This is a genomic window from Streptomyces caniferus (genome assembly GCF_009811555.1).
Classification (GTDB): Bacteria; Actinomycetota; Actinomycetes; order Streptomycetales; family Streptomycetaceae; genus Streptomyces; species Streptomyces caniferus.
This window is the reverse complement of the sequence record NZ_BLIN01000003.1, coordinates 611,990-626,969: the sequence shown is the minus strand read 5'-3', so window position 1 is coordinate 626,969 and position 14,980 is coordinate 611,990. Positions and strand designations below refer to the sequence as shown.

Here is a 14,980-nt window from a genome sequence, read left to right as displayed (position 1 = left end):
GCGCGGCGGCGGCCCCTGGCCGGGAGGGGAGTCGGGGCACGTGGGCGCAGGGTGGCGGGTGGGGTGCGGCACGGGCACGGGGCTTCCTGTGAGTGGGGAGCGGTGCGGGGCGGGCCGTCAGCCCTTGACGGCGCCTTCGCCGACACCGCGGAAGAAGGAGCGCTGCAGACAGGCGAAGAGCACGATCAGCGGTAGCACGGCGATCACGGTGCCGGCCGCGACCAGCCGCTGGTTGTCGGCGAAGGTGCCGTGCAGAAAGTTCAGGCCGATGGTCAGGGTGAACTTCGACTGGTCGCTCAGCACGATCAGCGGCCACAGGAAGTCGTCCCAGGCCCCCATGAAGGCGAAGACCGCCACCACCGCGAGGGTGCCCCGGACCGACGGCAGCGCGATCCGCACGAACCGCTGCCAGACGGTGGCGCCGTCGACGTACGCGGCCTCCTCGACCTCGTACGGCAGAGCCGCGAAGGCGTTGCGCATCAGCAGCACGTTCATCGCCCCGATGCAGCCGGGCAGCACCACCCCGAGCAGGGTGTTGTTGAGCTGCAGCTCCCGCATCGTCACAAACTGGGCGATCATGATGCTCTCGACCGGCACCAGCATCGCCATGATGAAGACGACCAGCGCGGCCCGACGGCCCCTGAAGCGCATCCGGGCCAGCGCATAGCCCGCGAGCGCCGCACCCGCGCAGTTGGTGAGCACATTGGCGAGGGCGACCTTGAGGGAGTTCAGGGCGAAGTCCCAGACGGGGATGATCTGCGCGACACCGGCGTAGTTGCCGAGCGTGACCTCGTGCGGGAGCAGGCTCGGCGGATAGCGGTAGATGTCCTCGCCGGGGCCCTTGAGCGAGGTGGACAGCTGCCACAGGAACGGCCCGATGGTCAGGGCCAGTACGGCGAGCAGCAGGAGGTAGCGGAGCAGCAGCTGCCACCGCGGCATCCGGCGCCCGCCGTGCTCCCGGCCGTCCCGCTCCCGCCCGCCGTGCTCCCGGCCGTCCCGCCGGTCCGGCTGCTGCCGGGTGCGGATGCTCATCGCTCCTCCGTGCGGTGGGCGCGCAGGACCAGCAGCATCAGGCCCAGCGTGAGCACGAAGACCACGACGGACAGCGCGGAGGCATAGCCGACCCGCCCGCTGAGCCCGGTGCCCACCTGCTGGACGAGCATCACCAAGGTGGTGTCCTCGCCGCCGGGGCCGCCGGTCGGGCCGGCCATCAGATAGACCTCGGAGAACACCTTGAAGGCCCCGACCGAGGAGAGCGCGGCCACCAGCACCATCGTGGAGCGCACGGCGGGGACCGTGACGGTCAGGAAGCGGCGCAGGGCCCCCGCGCCGTCGACCGCGCAGGCCTCGTGCAGCTCCCGGGGGACGTTGGCCAGCGCCGCCAGATAAATGATCATGTAGTAGCCGAGGCCCTTCCAGACCGTGACCGCCATCGCACTGAGCAACAGCAGCCACGGATCGCTGAGGAAGCCGACCCTGCCGAACCCCAGGGCCTCCAGCAGCGCATTGATCAGCCCCCGGTCGTCCAGCAGCCACACCCAGATCAGACCGACGACCACGACGGAGGCGACCACCGGCGTGTAGAAGGCGGCCCGGAAGAAGGTGATCCCGGGTATCTGCCGCCGCACCAGCATCGCCAGCAGCAGCGGGAGCACCACCAGGAGCGGCACCACGCCGAGGACGTACAGCAGGCTGTTGCGCAGGCCCGTCCAGAACAGGGCGTCATGGACCAGTTCCCGGTAATTGGCGCCGCCGACGAACTGCCCGGCCGTGAGGGTGCGGGCATCGGTGAAGGAACCGGCCACCGTGCTCAGGAACGGATACAGGCCGAAGGCGGCGACGATCAAGAGCCCCGGAGCCAGGAAAAGCCAGGGGCTGGACGGCAGATGGGTCCGGATGCGGCCGCCGCGCCGCGGCCCGGGGGACGCCGGGGGAGCGGCGGCCGGGGAGCGGGCTGCGGTGCCCCGGCCGCGCGGAGTCGTTGCGGTCCTCATGAAGGCCTCGGCCTCAGCCGGTCTTGAGCAGGCGGTTGCACTCGGCGGCCGCGCCATCGAGCGCCGCCCGGGGGGACTGCTCGCCCTGCACCGCCTTGGCGACCGCATTGCGCAGCACGGTCTTCATCTGGTCGCTGAGCAGCACCGGGGTGTAATTCACCGCGGTCTTCAGCGACTTGGCCGATGCGACCCGCACCCGGGTCGCATCGGTGCCGTCCTCCTCGGTGAAGTACGGGTCGTCCAGTGAGCCCTTGGTGCTGGGGAAGATCGTGACCTCCTTGGCGAAGGCCATCTGGTTCTTCCGGTCGGTGACGAAGTGCGCGAACGCGACGGCGGCCGGCTTGACCTTGCTCCGGGCGTTCACCATCAGGCCCTGGACGTACATATTGGCCCTGCCGGTGTTGTTGACCGCGTTCGTGATGCCGATGTGCCGGTAGAGGCTCGGCGCCTCCTTCTTGAAGTTCTCCAGATCGTGCGCGCTGCCCGGGTTCATGGCCACGGACTGCTGCTGGAACTTCCGCCCGGCGGACTCGGCCTGTGCGGTGAGGGCCTGCGAGTCGAGTGCTCCGGCCGCATAGAGCTCCTTGTAGTGGCGGAGCAGTTCGACACCCTTGGGCTCGTTGAAGGTGAACTGTGTGCCCTGGGAGTTCATGAGCCGGACGCCGTAGCGCCCGAAGTCCTCGATCGACGGGGTGCCGGCGAGCATCGCTGTCTTGCGGCCGCTCCGGTGCGCCATCGTCAGCGCATCGTCGAAGAGCTGGTCGTAGGTCGTCGGCGGCTTCTCAGGATCGAGCCCGGCCCGGGTGAAGAGCGCCTTGTTGTAGAACATCGGCCCGGTGTTCAGATACCAGGGGAAGGCGTAGACGCCCGGCAGCCCCGGCATCCGCTGGCTCCGCCACGCCCCGTCGAGATACTCCCCACGGTAGGTACCCGCCGCTTTTTCCAGATCGAGCGCGAGACCGGCCTTGGCCAGCGGATAGGCGAGATCCGGTGACACATTGACGACATCGGGAAGGGTGCCGCCCGCGGCGTCCGCGCTCAGCTTTTCCGGATATCCCTCGGCCGGCTGGTCCACCCATTTCACCTCGGCATCAGGGTATTTCTTCTCGAAATCCGCAATGATGCCTTCGAAATGCTTCTTGAAATTGGCCTTGAGGTTCCAGGTCTGGAAGGTGACCTGCCCCTCGACCTTCCCGGACGCGCTGTCCGAACCGCCGGAGTCCCCTGAGGGCCCGCATGCGGTCAGGGCGAGCGCCGAAGTGACCAGGGCCGCGGTGGCGGCGGCTGCTCGACGGGTCAGACGCATGACTGGCGGCTCCTTTGCTCGGGCCGGACGCCGGCGAAAGGCTCTCGACGGGTCAGGGTGCCCCTTGATTTTCGGCAACCGGAAAAGAGAATGCGGCGAGCTTCTCCGCCCCTCGGGCCGGGTATTCCATGAGGCCTCGGGTGACGACGCGGCAGACGCTACTAATGCGTTTTAGTAGGTGTCAATACCCCGGTAGTCGGCTTCCCCGGGAGAGGCGTGAAATCGTTCCTGTCCGGGGCGCCCGTACGGCGTTTGACAGGCCGCTGCGCGCTGATCAGACTGAGGCGCACTAATGCGGTTCAGTTCGAGGGGGAACCCGCCATGACAGCGCCCGGTGAGGCGGCCCGGCCCAAGCCGGCCCGCCGGCCGACGATCAAGGACATCGCGCGCCGGGCCGGGGTGTCGGAGAGTGCCGTCTCCTTCGCGCTCAACGACCGGCCGGGCGTCTCCCAGGACACCCGCGCCCGGGTACGCCGGGTCGCGGAGGAACTCGGCTGGCAGGCCAACAGCGCCGCCCGCGCACTGTCCGGCGAACGCGCCGGTGCCCTGGGGCTGGTACTCGCCCGGCCCGCCCGGACCCTCGGCGTGGAGTCCTTCTTCCTCCAGCTCGTCTCCGGCATCCAGGAAGTGCTCTCCGCCCGGAACATCGCGCTCCTCTTCCAGGTCGTCGAGGACCTCGACGCCGAGTGCGCGCTCTACCGCCGCTGGTGGGCCGAACGCCGGGTGGACGGCGTCCTGGTGGTCGACCCGCGCACCGAGGACCCACGGCCGGAACTGCTCTCCTCGCTCGGCCTGCCCGCCGTCGTCGTCGGCGGTCCGCCCCCACCCGGGCGGGACGCCGCCGCGCCGGCCCCGCACCCGGCCGCGCCCAGGCCGGCCGACGCCCCGCCCCACCCGCCGCTCTCCACCGTCTGGGCCGACGACTCCACGGCGATGGCCCGGATCCTCGACCACCTCCACGGCCTCGGCCACCGCCGCATCGTGCACATCGCGGGCCTGCCCGGCCTCGCCCACACCGCCCGCCGGATCCGCTCGCTGCGCACCGAGGCCGACCTGCGCGGCCTCGACCACCGGCACGTCCACTCCGTGACCACCGACTACTCCGACGCCGAGGGGGCGGAGGCCACCCGCCGTCTCCTCGACGCCGCCCGGCCGCCCACGGCGCTCGTCTACGACAACGACGTGATGGCCGTGGCCGGTGCCTCGGTCGCCGCCGAGCGCGGCATCCCCGTACCGGCCGCCCTGTCGATCGTGGCCTGGGACGATTCGGCCCTGTGCCGCGTCACCCACCCCCGGCTGACCGCGCTCGTCCGCGACACCCCCGGCTTCGGCAGGCTCGCCGCCGGGGAACTCCTCGCGGTCCTCGACGGCGGAGAGCCGCGGACCGTGCAGGGCGAACTGCCGCATCTGGAGGCACGCGAGAGCACCGGGGCACCCGGGGCGCGCTAGGGCCTGTCTTCAAAGTCCCGCACGGGCGCTCCGCCCGTTCGCCCGGCCGGGCGTGTCCCGGCCCGCGCCGTGATGCCCCGCGCCGACGCCGGTGCCACACTTGGCGGGCAGGTTCAGCGTGCTGCCACCAGTCGGAGGAGGCCGTGCCCATGGCCGACAACGGCGAGGCCCCAGCACCGTCCGCACCCCGCCCGTGCGTCCTGGTCACCGGCGCCACCGGCTACATCGGCGGCCGTCTGGTGCCCGAGCTGCTCGAGGCCGGATACGCCGTACGGGCGCTGGCCAGGACACCGGAGAAGCTGCGCGACCACCCCTGGGCCCCGCACACCGAGATCCTGTGCGGCGACGTCACCGACGCCGAGTCGGTCCGCGCCGCCATGGAGGGCGTCGAGGTCGCCTACTACCTGGTGCACGCCCTGGGCAGCGGCCGGAGATTCGAGGACACCGACCGCAGGGCCGCGGAGATCTTCGCCGACCGGGCCCGCGCCGCCGGCGTGCGCCGCATCGTCTACCTCGGCGGACTCGGTCCGCAGGGCGTCCCCGAGCGGGACCTCTCGCCCCACCTCCGCTCCCGCGCCGAGGTAGGCGACATCCTGCTGGCCTCCGGCGTCCCCACCGCCGTACTGCGCGCCGCCGTCATCATCGGCTCCGGCTCCGCCTCGTTCGAGATGCTGCGCTACCTCACCGAGCGGCTGCCGGTCATGGTCACCCCCAGCTGGGTGCGCACCCGTATCCAGCCGGTCGCCGTCCGCGATGTGCTGCGCTACCTCGTCGGCTGTGCCCGCCTCCCCGGCGACGTCAGCCGGACCTTCGACATCGGTGGACCCGACATCCTCACCTACCGGGACATGATGCAGCGCTACGCCCGCGTCGCCGCGCTGCCCGAACGGCTGATCCTCCCCGTCCCCATGCTCACCCCGCGCCTGTCCAGCCTCTGGATCGGTCTGGTCACCCCCGTACCCCCCGGCCTGGCCCGCCCGCTGGCCGAATCGCTGCGCTACGAGGTCGTCTGCCACGAGCACGACATCACCCGCTACGTCCCCGACCCGGACCCGCCGGGCCACCCCATCGCCTTCGACGACGCGCTGGAACTGGCGCTGCGCCGCGTACGGGACGCGGAGGTCACCACCCGCTGGTCCAACGCCGCGGTACGCGGCGCACCGAGCGATCCGCTGCCCACCGACCCCGACTGGGCCGGCGGCAGCCTCTACACCGACCGGCGGGAGCGGACCGTGGACGCCCCGCCCGAGGTGCTGTGGCGGGTGGTCGAAGGCATCGGCGGCGACAACGGCTGGTACTCCCTCCCGCTCGCCTGGTCGGTGCGCGGCTGGCTGGACCGGCTGGTCGGCGGGGTGGGGCTGCGCCGCGGCCGACGGGACGCGGGCCGGCTGCGGGTCGGTGACTCGCTCGACTTCTGGCGCGTCGAGGAGGTCGTGCCGGGCCGGCTGCTGCGGCTGCGCGCCGAGATGCGCCTTCCCGGCCTCGCCTGGCTGGAACTGACGGTCGGCCGGGACGCCCAGGGCCGTACGCGCTACGGCCAGCGGGCCCTGTTCCACCCGCACGGGCTGACCGGCCATGCGTACTGGTGGTCCATCTCGCCGTTCCACGCCGCGGTGTTCGGCGGGATGGCCCGCAATATCGCGGCCACCGCCGCGGCCGAGCACCACGCCCACCCGGCATGAACGCCCCGAGGACGGCGCGGAATCCGCGGCCGCTCCCGCCGGATTCCGGGACCCTGGGCATGCTGGTGCCATGACGGAGCGGGCCGGGCCCGCGCGGGAGCGGGCAGTGGTGGTGGGGGCGGGGCCGAACGGGCTGGCCGCGGCGGTCACCCTGGCCCGCGGCGGGCTGCAGGTGACGGTGTTCGAGGCGGCCGATGAGATCGGCGGTGGGGTCCGCAGCGGCGAACTGTCCGTCCCCGGCGTGCTGTTCGACCACTGCTCCTCGACGCATGTGATGGGCGCCGGCTCCCCCTATTTGCGCACGCTCGATCTCGCGTCGTACGGGCTGGAGTGGCTCTGGCCCGAGATCGACCTGGCGCACCCGGTGGACTCCGGCGGCGCCGGAGCGCTGTACCGGTCGGTCGCGCGGACCGCCGAAGGACTCGGAGCCGACGGCCCCGCCTGGCGGCGGCTGTTCGGGCCGCTGGCCGCCGATGCGGAGGCGCTGACCGACGCGGTCATGCGGCCGCTCCTCAAGGGGCCCCGGCACCCGCTGCGGCTCGCCCGCTTCGGGCTGCACGCCCTGCAGCCGGCCACCCTGGTCGCCCGCCGCTTCCGTACCGAGGCGGGCCGCGGCCTCTTCGGCGGCGCGGCGGCCCACCTCTTCGGCCCGTTGCACCAGCCGCTCGGCGCCTCCGTGGGACTCATGATCATCGCGGCCGGCCACCGGTACGGCTGGCCGGTGGCCAAGGGCGGCTCCGGTGCCATCGCCACCGCGCTGGCCGCGCTGCTCACCGAGGCGGGCGGCCGGATCGAGACCGGCGTACGCATCCGTTCACTCGATGAACTGCCACCCTGTGCAACGGTGTTGCTCGATCTGGCCCCGGCCGCCGCGGCAACGCTGCTCGGCGACCGGCTGCCGCCGCGGGTACGCCGGGCCTACCGCCGCTACCGGTCCGGCCCCGGCGCCTTCAAGCTCGATCTGACGGTCGAGGGCGGGGTGCCCTGGCGCGCCGAGGCCTGTCGGCGGGCCGGGACGGTGCACCTCGGCGGCAGCTTCGAGCAGATCGCCCATGCGGAGCGGGAGGTCCACTTCGGGCGGATGCCGGCGCGGCCGTTCCTCCTGGTCTCCCAGCAGTACCTCGCGGACCCCGGCCGCTCGGCGGGCGACCTCCACCCCGTCTCCGCGTACGCACATGTGCCGCACGGCTACACCGGCGACGCCACCGCCGCGATGCTGGCGCAGTTCGAGCGCTTCGCGCCCGGGACACGGGAGCGCATCATCGCCGCCAGCGCGACCTCGACCGCCGATCTGGAGCGGGGCAACGCCAATTTCGTCGGCGGCGACATCATCGGCGGCGCGAACACCCCGCGGCAGCTCACGATGCGCCCCCGGATCGCCCTCGACCCGTACCGCACCGGGGTCCCCGGCGTCTTCCTCTGCTCGGCGGCCACCCCGCCGGGAGCCGGCGCCCACGGGATGAGCGGCCACAACGCGGCACGGTCCGCGCTGCGGGCGCTGGGCAGATCCTGACCGGGAGCATCCGCCCGGCAGCGTCAACGGCGGGTTTCCGGGCGCGCGCTGCCCGGAAACCCGCCGTCATGGGTGGCTCAGTGGTGCCGGACGACACCGGCGGCCATCCGGCCGCAGTTGGAGCCGGAAACGCTGACGCTGACCGACTCGATCGAGCCGCCCCAGTCGACGCAGATGCCCTTCGCGGGCAGATAGACGGGACCGGCGTAAGAGGTGTACTGCCCGCTGTCGTAAACCCAGTCGGAACTGCCGTCGGTGGCCGTGAGATACGTGTACATGTACACCGGCTTACCGGGGCTGTTCCGCACCGTCACGACGCAGTTCTTTCCGGTCCTTGCGCTGTACGTCAGGTACACGGTCCCCTTTCCGGTGACCGGTACGGAATTCACTACGCTGTAGCCGCTTCCGCAGGCTCCGTTGTAGGCGGCGGCCTTCGTGGCCGCGGTCGCGGTGGTGGCCGCTGTCATCGTGGCGATACTCGCCACGGCCAGCACTGTGGATCCTGCGATGGCACGTGAACGCTTCATCGGAATACCCCCGTCGGTGGAGTGCGTCGCGTGGTCATTCGCAGTGTTGGACAGCGGTCGGCCGTGGATGGTTGTACCGCGGAAGTGAATTCACTTTTGTTCGAACGGAGTTGTCGAAAAAGCGATGCCCCGGCGGCCGGCGGACGGGGCAGGACAACGGCCGGTCCCCGGCGCCGGAGGGGCGCCGGGGACCGGCCGGGAGGGGGGACGAAGGCGCGCGGGGGATCAGCCGCCGTTCGCGAGGACCTTGAGGCGGGTGTACGTGCCGTTGAAGCGGTTGCGGTCACCGACCGTGTGGCCCGAGGAGGTGTGCTGCCAGATGCTGTGGTACTGCCAGCCGCGCGGCAGCGAGCCCACGGAGGAGCCGTAGCGCGGGATCCACAGTGGAGTCGTCCTGCCGAACTTGCCGGAGTTGCCGGTGCACCGCCTCCACCAGTTGGTGGAGGTGTAGATGACCGGGTAGCGGCCGGTCTCCTCCCGGTAGGTGCGCACGAAGTCGCGGATCCAGTGGACCATCGCCTTGTGGCTCTTCCCGTAGCAGGTCGCGCCGTAGGGGTTGTACTCCATGTCGAGCGCGCCGGGCAGCGTCCTGCCGTCCCTTGACCAGTCGCCCCCGTGGTCGGCGAAGAATTCCGCCTGGGACCTGCCACTGGAGTGGTCGGGCAGCGCGAAGTGGTACGCGCCGTGGATCATGCCGGAGGAGTAGGAGCCCCTGTACTGCTGCGCGAAGTACGGGTTCGTGTAGCTGGTCCCCTCGCTGGCCTTGACATACGCGAAACGCACCCCGGACTTGTGCAGCGACTTCCAGCGGACCTTGCCGTTGTGGCTGGAGACGTCGACGCCGGAAACGGCCCTTCTGGACGACGCCTGCGGCGCGAGACCGCCTGCCCCTGCCCGGATGGTGCCCTCGTGGGCCGCGATGGTGGAACCCATCCAGTCCTGTTCGGGGTGGAAGGGTCTCTTCTCGGCGTCTGACGCCGTGGCGGAGCCGGGCAGCGCGAGGGGCAGAGCGAGCACGGAGAGAAGAGAGACGAGAGTTCCGGCCGCAAGAGGGACTGTACGGCGGGCCGGACCGGATCTGCGCAAGGGCATCGCATGCCTCCGAAGGCCTTCGGTTGAGTCAGGTTCGGCAGCTTTTGAGCATAATCCTGCCGATAAGAGACTTATACGCAGAACTGCCTGACTCTATGACCCAACAGGCCGTCAGTCCGCCGACCGGCCCTCCATCTCACCCATCTGGCCGCCGGAGGCGGTCACCCGCGCGCCCAGGCCGGTGGCCGGGGTCGCACGACAGAGCGAAGCGGGCCCCGGCACCGCCGGGACCCGCTCCACCGCGCAGCGGCGAACGCGCCATTCCGCCGCTTCGCAAGCTGCCTTATGCAGAGCCTGTCGACTCGCTTGTGCACTCCGTCATACCCGTGGCCTCATCGGGCTGGGCCGGCCGGGAGGGCCGGCGACGGCAGATCGGCTCAGTAGGCCGAGTTGACCTTGTCGATCGAGCCGTACTTGTCGGCCGCGTAGTTGGCCGCGGCGGTGATGTTGGCGACCGGGTCGGTGAGATTCTTGGGCGTACCCGACACGTGGTAGCTGTCGAAGGTGGGCTGGATCACCTGCAGCAGGCCCTTGGAGGGCACACCGTTGACGGCGTTGACGTCCCAGTTGTTGACGGCGTTGGGGTTACCGGCGGACTCCCGCATGATGTTGCGGTGCAGACCCTCGTAGGAGCCGGGGATGCCCTTGGCCTTCATGATGTCCAGGGACTGGCGGATCCAGCCGTCCAGGTTGTTCGAGTAGTCCTTGACGCCGGTGCGCTCGGCGGAGCGGCTGGCGGCCTGCTGGGTGCTGTGCTGCTTGGCGACGTCGGCGACCTTGGTGTGGCCGGCGACCGAGGCGGTCACGGCACGGCCGGTCTTGGCGTCGTCGGCCTTGCCGGGCTGTCCCTTCGCATCGACGGGCTTGACCGCGGCCGGGGCGTGCGCGGACGCCGCCTGGGCGGTGTCCGGAGCCGAGGTGACGGCCAGGCCCGAGGTGGCACCCGCGGCGGCCAGGACGGCCACGGCGATCTTGTGGGTGCGGGTGATGCGGGCAATACGGGGCAGGGTGAAGCTAGGCATGCAGATTGACCTCTTCCAGGTACTGGGGACGGGGAGGCGGCCTTTTTGGCGGCGCGTTCCGCACCGGAGGTCTTTGTCGCGATCGCCGTGCGGCGTGATGCGCAAACTCGCTCTCAGTGCGTCGGAATCCATGGTTAACGCCGGTCCCGAATCGAGGCAATGTTGCTCGGTACTACTCATCTTCGTGAGATAGACCCGTATCCCTGAAGTGATATGCGTTTCTGGCGGCGTTGGCCCGGAATGGCCGCATGGAAAACAACTAGGCAGTCTCGTAAGTGACGTACGTCGCGTGCCCCGAGTCACCCGGGAGCGCCCGCAAAGGCCGTTCGGCGGCCCGTATAAGTTGCCTGGCTCACACCGGAATTAGCGGTCCTCGCGACGGTCCGAAGCGCGAACGGCAGCAGATTCATCCGGGCAACTTCCCGGCGAACGGGCCGGGAAATCCTCAAATGTGGTGCGGGACACGGTGTCCGGGATCCAATAGGGCGGCAATTGTGCGCTGATTCACGAGCGGGGGCGGGGGTCGGCACCACTGAGGTGCGGCCCGGGGAAGGCCCTGGGCCGGATGGGCCGTCGGTGCGGCCGTGATACGGCGATACGGCGGTGCTGCTGGTCCGTTCGCAGCAGCACCCGGAGCTGTCGCATGACTACGGGCAGTCGGCTCCCGGAAGGTGGCACCGCACACAGTCATCACTCTTCGTAGGGACGTGCTCATGCTCCGTCGTCTTGCCGTCGTTCTCACCGGCCTTCTGGTCTCCGGATTCCTCGCCACGGGCGTCGCCGCCGCCGCGCCCGCCGACGGCCACCATCAGAGCGGCTGGCACCGCCAGCACCCGCTCACCCCCAGGGAACGGGAGGGACTTCGTATCGCCGGCCAGATTCTCGACACCGTCTTCGGCGGCGCCACGGTGCGCCGCGACCGCTTCTGAACGCGCGGCGCCGGGCACGGGAAACGGCAATGGCCCCACCCGCGCGATGCGGGCAGGGCCACTGCCGTTGCCATGCCTGGTGCCGCTCGGCGGCACCCGTATCAGACTGCTCCGACCGTCCTCACGGTCGCGTCCCTCCGGCTCAGTAGGCCGAGTTGACGTTGTCGATCGAGCCGTACCGGTGGGCCGCGTAGTTGGCGGCGGCGGTGATGTTGGCGATCGGGTCGGTGAGCTTCTTGGGCGTACCCGACACGTGGTAGGTGTCGAAGGTGGGCTGGATCACCTGGAGCAGGCCCTTGGAGGGCACGCCGTTGATGGCGTTGATGTCCCAGTCGTTGACGGCGTTGGGGTTACCGCTGGACTCCCGCATGATGTTGCGGTGCAGGCCCTCGTACGAGCCGGGGATGCCCTTGGCCTTCATGATGCTCAGGGACTCGCGGATCCAGCCGTCGAGGTTGTTCGCGAAGCGCTTGGGGGCGGCCTTCGGCGCTGCCTTGGGGGCGGCGGCCTTGGGCGTGGCTATGACCTTGCGCTCGGCGGACCGGTTGGCGGCCTGCTTGGCGACGTGGCCCTGCTTCTCGACCGCGGTGACCTTGAGGCCGGCGGCGACGGACGAGGCCAGCTGCTTCTTGCCGTCGTCGGCGCGGTCCTTCGCGGTGAGCGGGAGGCCGTTGGCGCTGACGGGCTTGACCGCGGCCGGGGCGGCGGCGGTGGTGGTCTCGGCCTCGCTCGGCGCCGCGGTGAACGCCAGGGCGGCCGCGCAGCTGGCGGTGGCCACCAGCGCCGCGGAAACCTTGTGTGCGCGGGTGATGTGGGCGGGGCGGGGCAGGGTGAAGTTAGGCATGTGAGTGTGACCTCTTCCAGGGCTTGGTGGCGGGGGAGGCGGCCTTCGGTTGGCGCGTGAGACCGAGGGTCGGTGGCCGCGTTCGCCGCTCTGGCTGAGATCGCAGGCTCGTTCTCGGTGCTACGCCGAACATGGTTAGCGAGCGCCCTGGATGCAGGCAAAGGTGCCTTGTACTACCTATCTTCGTGAGATGGCGCGAGATGTCCGTTGTAAATGCCGCGTTGTGCGCTCAGTGCGGGGAAAGGCTTCGACTACGCCGGCTCGTACGTGACGTACGTCGCGTGCCGGGCATCACCCGGCGCCGGCCTGGATGACCCTTCCGCGGCCCTCTGAAGTTGCCTGGCTCACACCGAGGAAGAGGCAATTCGGGGGTGCCGGAGGGGCCTGGCGCGAGGGTCGCCATAAACGCTCGCGCCCCCTATGGAGTCCATAGGGGGCGCGAGTGCGGGGGAGGGGTGACCGCGGTCTTTCAGTTCTCCAGCAGATGCGCCGCGAGATGCTCGATGCGGTCGTGCCAGGCAATCCGTGCGGCGTCCGCGTCGAAATCCCGCGGGCCGGTCTGGGTGAGGACGAGCCGGGCGCCATGGCCGGTGCCCCTGCCCAGCTCCCAGCGGACCGTGCCTTCCGGATGCCAGCGGTAGGCGAGCGTCATGGGTGCCCGTACCTCGGTGACGGGACCGGCCGGCGTCTCCCGTGCGGTGAAGCCGGCCGGCGCCGGCGCGCCCTCCGCGGGCTCGTCCCCCGAGGCCAGCGCCGCCCAGACGGCCTCGGCGGGCCGTACGAGCTGACGCTCGAAGCGGACCCGCGGGCCTTCCGGGGTGTCCTCGACCACGCCCTGCCCGAGATCGAACTGCTCCACATACGCCTCGTGCAGCTCTCCTGTGTCGCGTGCCACGTCCGTCGGCGCGCCGTCGAGCAGCTGCGAGAGCGCGGTGAGGCACAGATGCCAGCCGGAGGCGAAGCTCGCGCCGCCGAAGCGGTCGCCGAAGGTGTGCACCAAGGTCAGCAGCGACCCGTCGCCGTCCGGCGTGATCTCCCAGCGCAGGTGGTCCTCGCCCCAGGTGAAGGCGAACAGCCGGGGCTCCTCGGCGTCGGTGACCGTCCCGGTCATGGCGATATCGGTCACGCCGGGCATGGCGAAGGTCATCGCCCCGCCGGGCCGGAGCTCCACGGTGACCTCGGAGGGGAACCACTGCCCGATGTGTGCCGGGTCGGTGATCGCCGACCAGACCTTCGCGGGCGGATGGGCGAGCCTGCGCTCCATGCGCAGCGCGTTCCGGCCGTCGGGAGTGGTGGTGAGGTGGTCGGAGTGCGGGTTCATCGGGGGTCGTCCTCCATGGCGTCGAGATGCCGTTCCAGGGCGTCGAGGCTCCCGGTCCACAGATGCCGGTAGTGCGCGAGCCAGGCGTCCAGCTCGGCGAGGGGCTCGGGCCGGAGCTCGTACCAGCGACGCTGGGCGTCCTGCCGGACCCGGACCAGGCCGGCCTCGCGCAGCACCCGCAGATGCTTGGAGGTGCCGGGCTGGCTCAGCCCGAGCTGCTCGGTGAGCTCGCCGACCAGCCGTGGGCGCTCCAGGAGCAGGTCGAGGATCCTGCGTCGACTCGGCTCCGCGAGTACGTCGAACGGTAGGGGCATGGCTTCAGTATGCTGAAAGGGTTATATAACCGCAAGGGAATGTGGGCCGGGCGGTGGCTCACACACACGCCGGATCGGCGGTCGGAGCCTCCTCGCGCGCCACGGGCGCGAGGCAGGGCGCCGAGCTCAGCGGCCCGTCGGTGAAGAACCGGGCCGCCAAGTCCGCGACTTCCTGGGGGCGTTCGAGCACCACCCAGTGATCGGCGTCCGGAATCGTCAGGAAGCGGCTGCCCGCGATGGTGGCCGCGAAGTCCCGTTGCCGGGCCGGGGACGTCACCGTGTCGTGCTCGCCGCTGAAGACGAGCGTGGGGACGCCGGTCAGACCGCCGGAGAAGTCCGGGCGGTCCGAGATCCCTCGGTGCAGCGAGTCGAGGGCATGCCGGGAGTTCCGGGCCGCATGCAGCATCGAACGCCGGACATAGCGGTAGGCCAGCCTCCGGTGCACGACGTGCCGGCGGTCGTCGAGGCACATCAGCCCCTCGGCGACCAGGGTGGCGAAGGTCTCGGCGTCGCCGCGCGCGAGATGGTCGGACGCCCGGCGCCACAGCTCCCGCTGTGCCTCGCTGATGTGCGCCGGGACCCCGCCCAGGGCGAGCCGCGCGATGCGCCCGGGGAACCGCCGGGCGCATCCGTAGGCCAGGCCCGCCCCGTAGGAGAAGCCGAAGAGATTGATCCGCGGGACGCCCAGATCCTCGATGATGCCCTCGATCGCCGCGCACACCACATCGATGCTCGGCCCCGGGGGAAGCGGGTCGGCGCTCCCCATTCCCGGCAGATCGGCGGTCACCACGTCCGCCAGCGGCCCTACGTGATCTTCTATCTGCGGCCAGCCGAACATCCCCTGCAGCGCGCCGCCCAGTACCAGCACGGGTTCGGTGATCCGCGCCGGCTGCCGCAGGCGCCGGTAGGAATAGGACACCCCGTGCACCGACAAGGACCGGATCGTTTCCTCGGACATATGAGATTCCTTCTCGGGGCACCGGCGGG

General features: G+C 70.8%; 14 protein-coding genes. 4 read left to right on the top strand and 10 right to left on the bottom strand.

Features of this window, described 5'->3' with window-relative positions; all coding sequences use genetic code 11:
- Positions 1-117: 117 nt before the first annotated feature.
- Genes Scani_RS11510 through Scani_RS11500 form a run of 3 tightly spaced genes read right to left on the bottom strand, consistent with a single transcriptional unit; the run spans position 118 to position 3,300 of the window.
- Positions 118-1,032 carry a carbohydrate ABC transporter permease gene (locus tag Scani_RS11510; protein WP_159473350.1) on the bottom strand — a complete coding sequence of 305 codons (915 nt, stop codon included), beginning with the start codon at positions 1,030-1,032 and terminating at the stop codon, positions 118-120.
- Positions 1,029-1,994 (bottom strand): carbohydrate ABC transporter permease, encoded by a 966-nt coding sequence (locus tag Scani_RS11505; RefSeq protein ID WP_159473347.1) that lies wholly within the window; start codon positions 1,992-1,994, stop codon positions 1,029-1,031. Before Scani_RS11505 ends, Scani_RS11510 begins: the two co-directional genes overlap by 4 nt.
- Before the next feature lie 13 nt (positions 1,995-2,007).
- Entirely contained in the window at positions 2,008-3,300 is a 1,293-nt protein-coding gene (locus Scani_RS11500; RefSeq protein WP_159473344.1) for an ABC transporter substrate-binding protein, read from the bottom strand.
- A gap of 321 nt (positions 3,301-3,621) precedes the next feature.
- Here Scani_RS11500 and Scani_RS11495 point away from each other — a divergent pair, with 321 nt between their 5' ends.
- The 3 genes from Scani_RS11495 (at position 3,622) to Scani_RS11485 (ending at position 7,944) form a co-directional block, all read left to right on the top strand.
- Positions 3,622-4,749, top strand: coding sequence for a LacI family DNA-binding transcriptional regulator (locus tag Scani_RS11495; RefSeq protein WP_159473341.1), 1,128 nt, complete (start codon positions 3,622-3,624; stop codon positions 4,747-4,749).
- 149 nt (positions 4,750-4,898) lie between these two features.
- Positions 4,899-6,431, top strand: a complete 1,533-nt coding sequence (locus tag Scani_RS11490; RefSeq protein WP_159473338.1) for an SDR family oxidoreductase — start codon at positions 4,899-4,901, stop codon at positions 6,429-6,431.
- A gap of 70 nt (positions 6,432-6,501) precedes the next feature.
- Positions 6,502-7,944: a phytoene desaturase family protein gene (locus Scani_RS11485; RefSeq protein WP_159473335.1), complete on the top strand. Its 1,443-nt coding sequence runs from the start codon at positions 6,502-6,504 to the stop codon at positions 7,942-7,944.
- A gap of 77 nt (positions 7,945-8,021) precedes the next feature.
- Here Scani_RS11485 and Scani_RS11480 read toward each other — a convergent pair whose 3' ends face one another.
- From Scani_RS11480 to Scani_RS11470, 3 genes are all read right to left on the bottom strand, one after another.
- A complete protein-coding gene (locus tag Scani_RS11480; protein ID WP_371872338.1) occupies positions 8,022-8,471 on the bottom strand; it encodes a spore-associated protein A in 450 nt (149 codons plus the stop codon).
- Between the two features lie 225 nt (positions 8,472-8,696).
- Positions 8,697-9,563, bottom strand: a complete 867-nt coding sequence (locus Scani_RS11475) for a lysozyme (RefSeq protein WP_159473332.1) — start codon at positions 9,561-9,563, stop codon at positions 8,697-8,699.
- A 377-nt stretch (positions 9,564-9,940) separates the two neighbouring features.
- A complete protein-coding gene (locus Scani_RS11470) occupies positions 9,941-10,585 on the bottom strand; it encodes a transglycosylase SLT domain-containing protein (RefSeq protein ID WP_159473329.1) in 645 nt (214 codons plus the stop codon).
- Between the two features lie 713 nt (positions 10,586-11,298).
- Here Scani_RS11470 and Scani_RS11465 point away from each other — a divergent pair.
- On the top strand, positions 11,299-11,514 hold the full coding sequence (locus Scani_RS11465; RefSeq protein WP_159473326.1) for a hypothetical protein: 216 nt from the start codon (positions 11,299-11,301) through the stop codon (positions 11,512-11,514).
- Between the two features lie 142 nt (positions 11,515-11,656).
- Here Scani_RS11465 and Scani_RS11460 read toward each other — a convergent pair whose 3' ends face one another.
- From Scani_RS11460 to Scani_RS11445, 4 genes are all read right to left on the bottom strand, one after another.
- The gene (locus Scani_RS11460; RefSeq protein WP_159473323.1) at positions 11,657-12,358 is read right to left on the bottom strand and encodes a transglycosylase SLT domain-containing protein; all 702 of its coding nucleotides are present in this window, start codon (positions 12,356-12,358) and stop codon (positions 11,657-11,659) included.
- A 469-nt stretch (positions 12,359-12,827) separates the two neighbouring features.
- A complete protein-coding gene (locus tag Scani_RS11455; RefSeq protein ID WP_159473320.1) occupies positions 12,828-13,679 on the bottom strand; it encodes an SRPBCC family protein in 852 nt (283 codons plus the stop codon).
- A complete protein-coding gene (locus Scani_RS11450; protein WP_086721403.1) occupies positions 13,676-13,993 on the bottom strand; it encodes an ArsR/SmtB family transcription factor in 318 nt (105 codons plus the stop codon). The genes Scani_RS11455 and Scani_RS11450 overlap by 4 nt, the downstream gene beginning before the upstream one ends.
- Before the next feature lie 58 nt (positions 13,994-14,051).
- Positions 14,052-14,951: an alpha/beta fold hydrolase gene (locus tag Scani_RS11445; protein WP_159473317.1), complete on the bottom strand. Its 900-nt coding sequence runs from the start codon at positions 14,949-14,951 to the stop codon at positions 14,052-14,054.
- Positions 14,952-14,980: the final 29 nt, after the last annotated feature.

What these genes read in the sequence shown, in the direction of transcription:
- Scani_RS11460 (WP_159473323.1), bottom strand. Translation starts at nt 12,358, where the DNA reads ATGCCTAACTTCACCCTGCCCCGCCCCGCCCACATCACCCGCGCACAC.
- Scani_RS11475 (WP_159473332.1), bottom strand. Translation starts at nt 9,563, where the DNA reads ATGCCCTTGCGCAGATCCGGTCCGGCCCGCCGTACAGTCCCTCTTGCG.
- Scani_RS11490 (WP_159473338.1), top strand. Translation starts at nt 4,899, where the DNA reads ATGGCCGACAACGGCGAGGCCCCAGCACCGTCCGCACCCCGCCCGTGC.
- Scani_RS11470 (WP_159473329.1), bottom strand. Translation starts at nt 10,585, where the DNA reads ATGCCTAGCTTCACCCTGCCCCGTATTGCCCGCATCACCCGCACCCAC.
- Scani_RS11505 (WP_159473347.1), bottom strand. Translation starts at nt 1,994, where the DNA reads ATGAGGACCGCAACGACTCCGCGCGGCCGGGGCACCGCAGCCCGCTCC.
- Scani_RS11485 (WP_159473335.1), top strand. Translation starts at nt 6,502, where the DNA reads ATGACGGAGCGGGCCGGGCCCGCGCGGGAGCGGGCAGTGGTGGTGGGG.
- Scani_RS11455 (WP_159473320.1), bottom strand. Translation starts at nt 13,679, where the DNA reads ATGAACCCGCACTCCGACCACCTCACCACCACTCCCGACGGCCGGAAC.
- Scani_RS11445 (WP_159473317.1), bottom strand. Translation starts at nt 14,951, where the DNA reads ATGTCCGAGGAAACGATCCGGTCCTTGTCGGTGCACGGGGTGTCCTAT.
- Scani_RS11495 (WP_159473341.1), top strand. Translation starts at nt 3,622, where the DNA reads ATGACAGCGCCCGGTGAGGCGGCCCGGCCCAAGCCGGCCCGCCGGCCG.
- Scani_RS11465 (WP_159473326.1), top strand. Translation starts at nt 11,299, where the DNA reads ATGCTCCGTCGTCTTGCCGTCGTTCTCACCGGCCTTCTGGTCTCCGGA.
- Scani_RS11480 (WP_371872338.1), bottom strand. Translation starts at nt 8,471, where the DNA reads ATGAAGCGTTCACGTGCCATCGCAGGATCCACAGTGCTGGCCGTGGCG.
- Scani_RS11500 (WP_159473344.1), bottom strand. Translation starts at nt 3,300, where the DNA reads ATGCGTCTGACCCGTCGAGCAGCCGCCGCCACCGCGGCCCTGGTCACT.
- Scani_RS11450 (WP_086721403.1), bottom strand. Translation starts at nt 13,993, where the DNA reads ATGCCCCTACCGTTCGACGTACTCGCGGAGCCGAGTCGACGCAGGATC.
- Scani_RS11510 (WP_159473350.1), bottom strand. Translation starts at nt 1,032, where the DNA reads ATGAGCATCCGCACCCGGCAGCAGCCGGACCGGCGGGACGGCCGGGAG.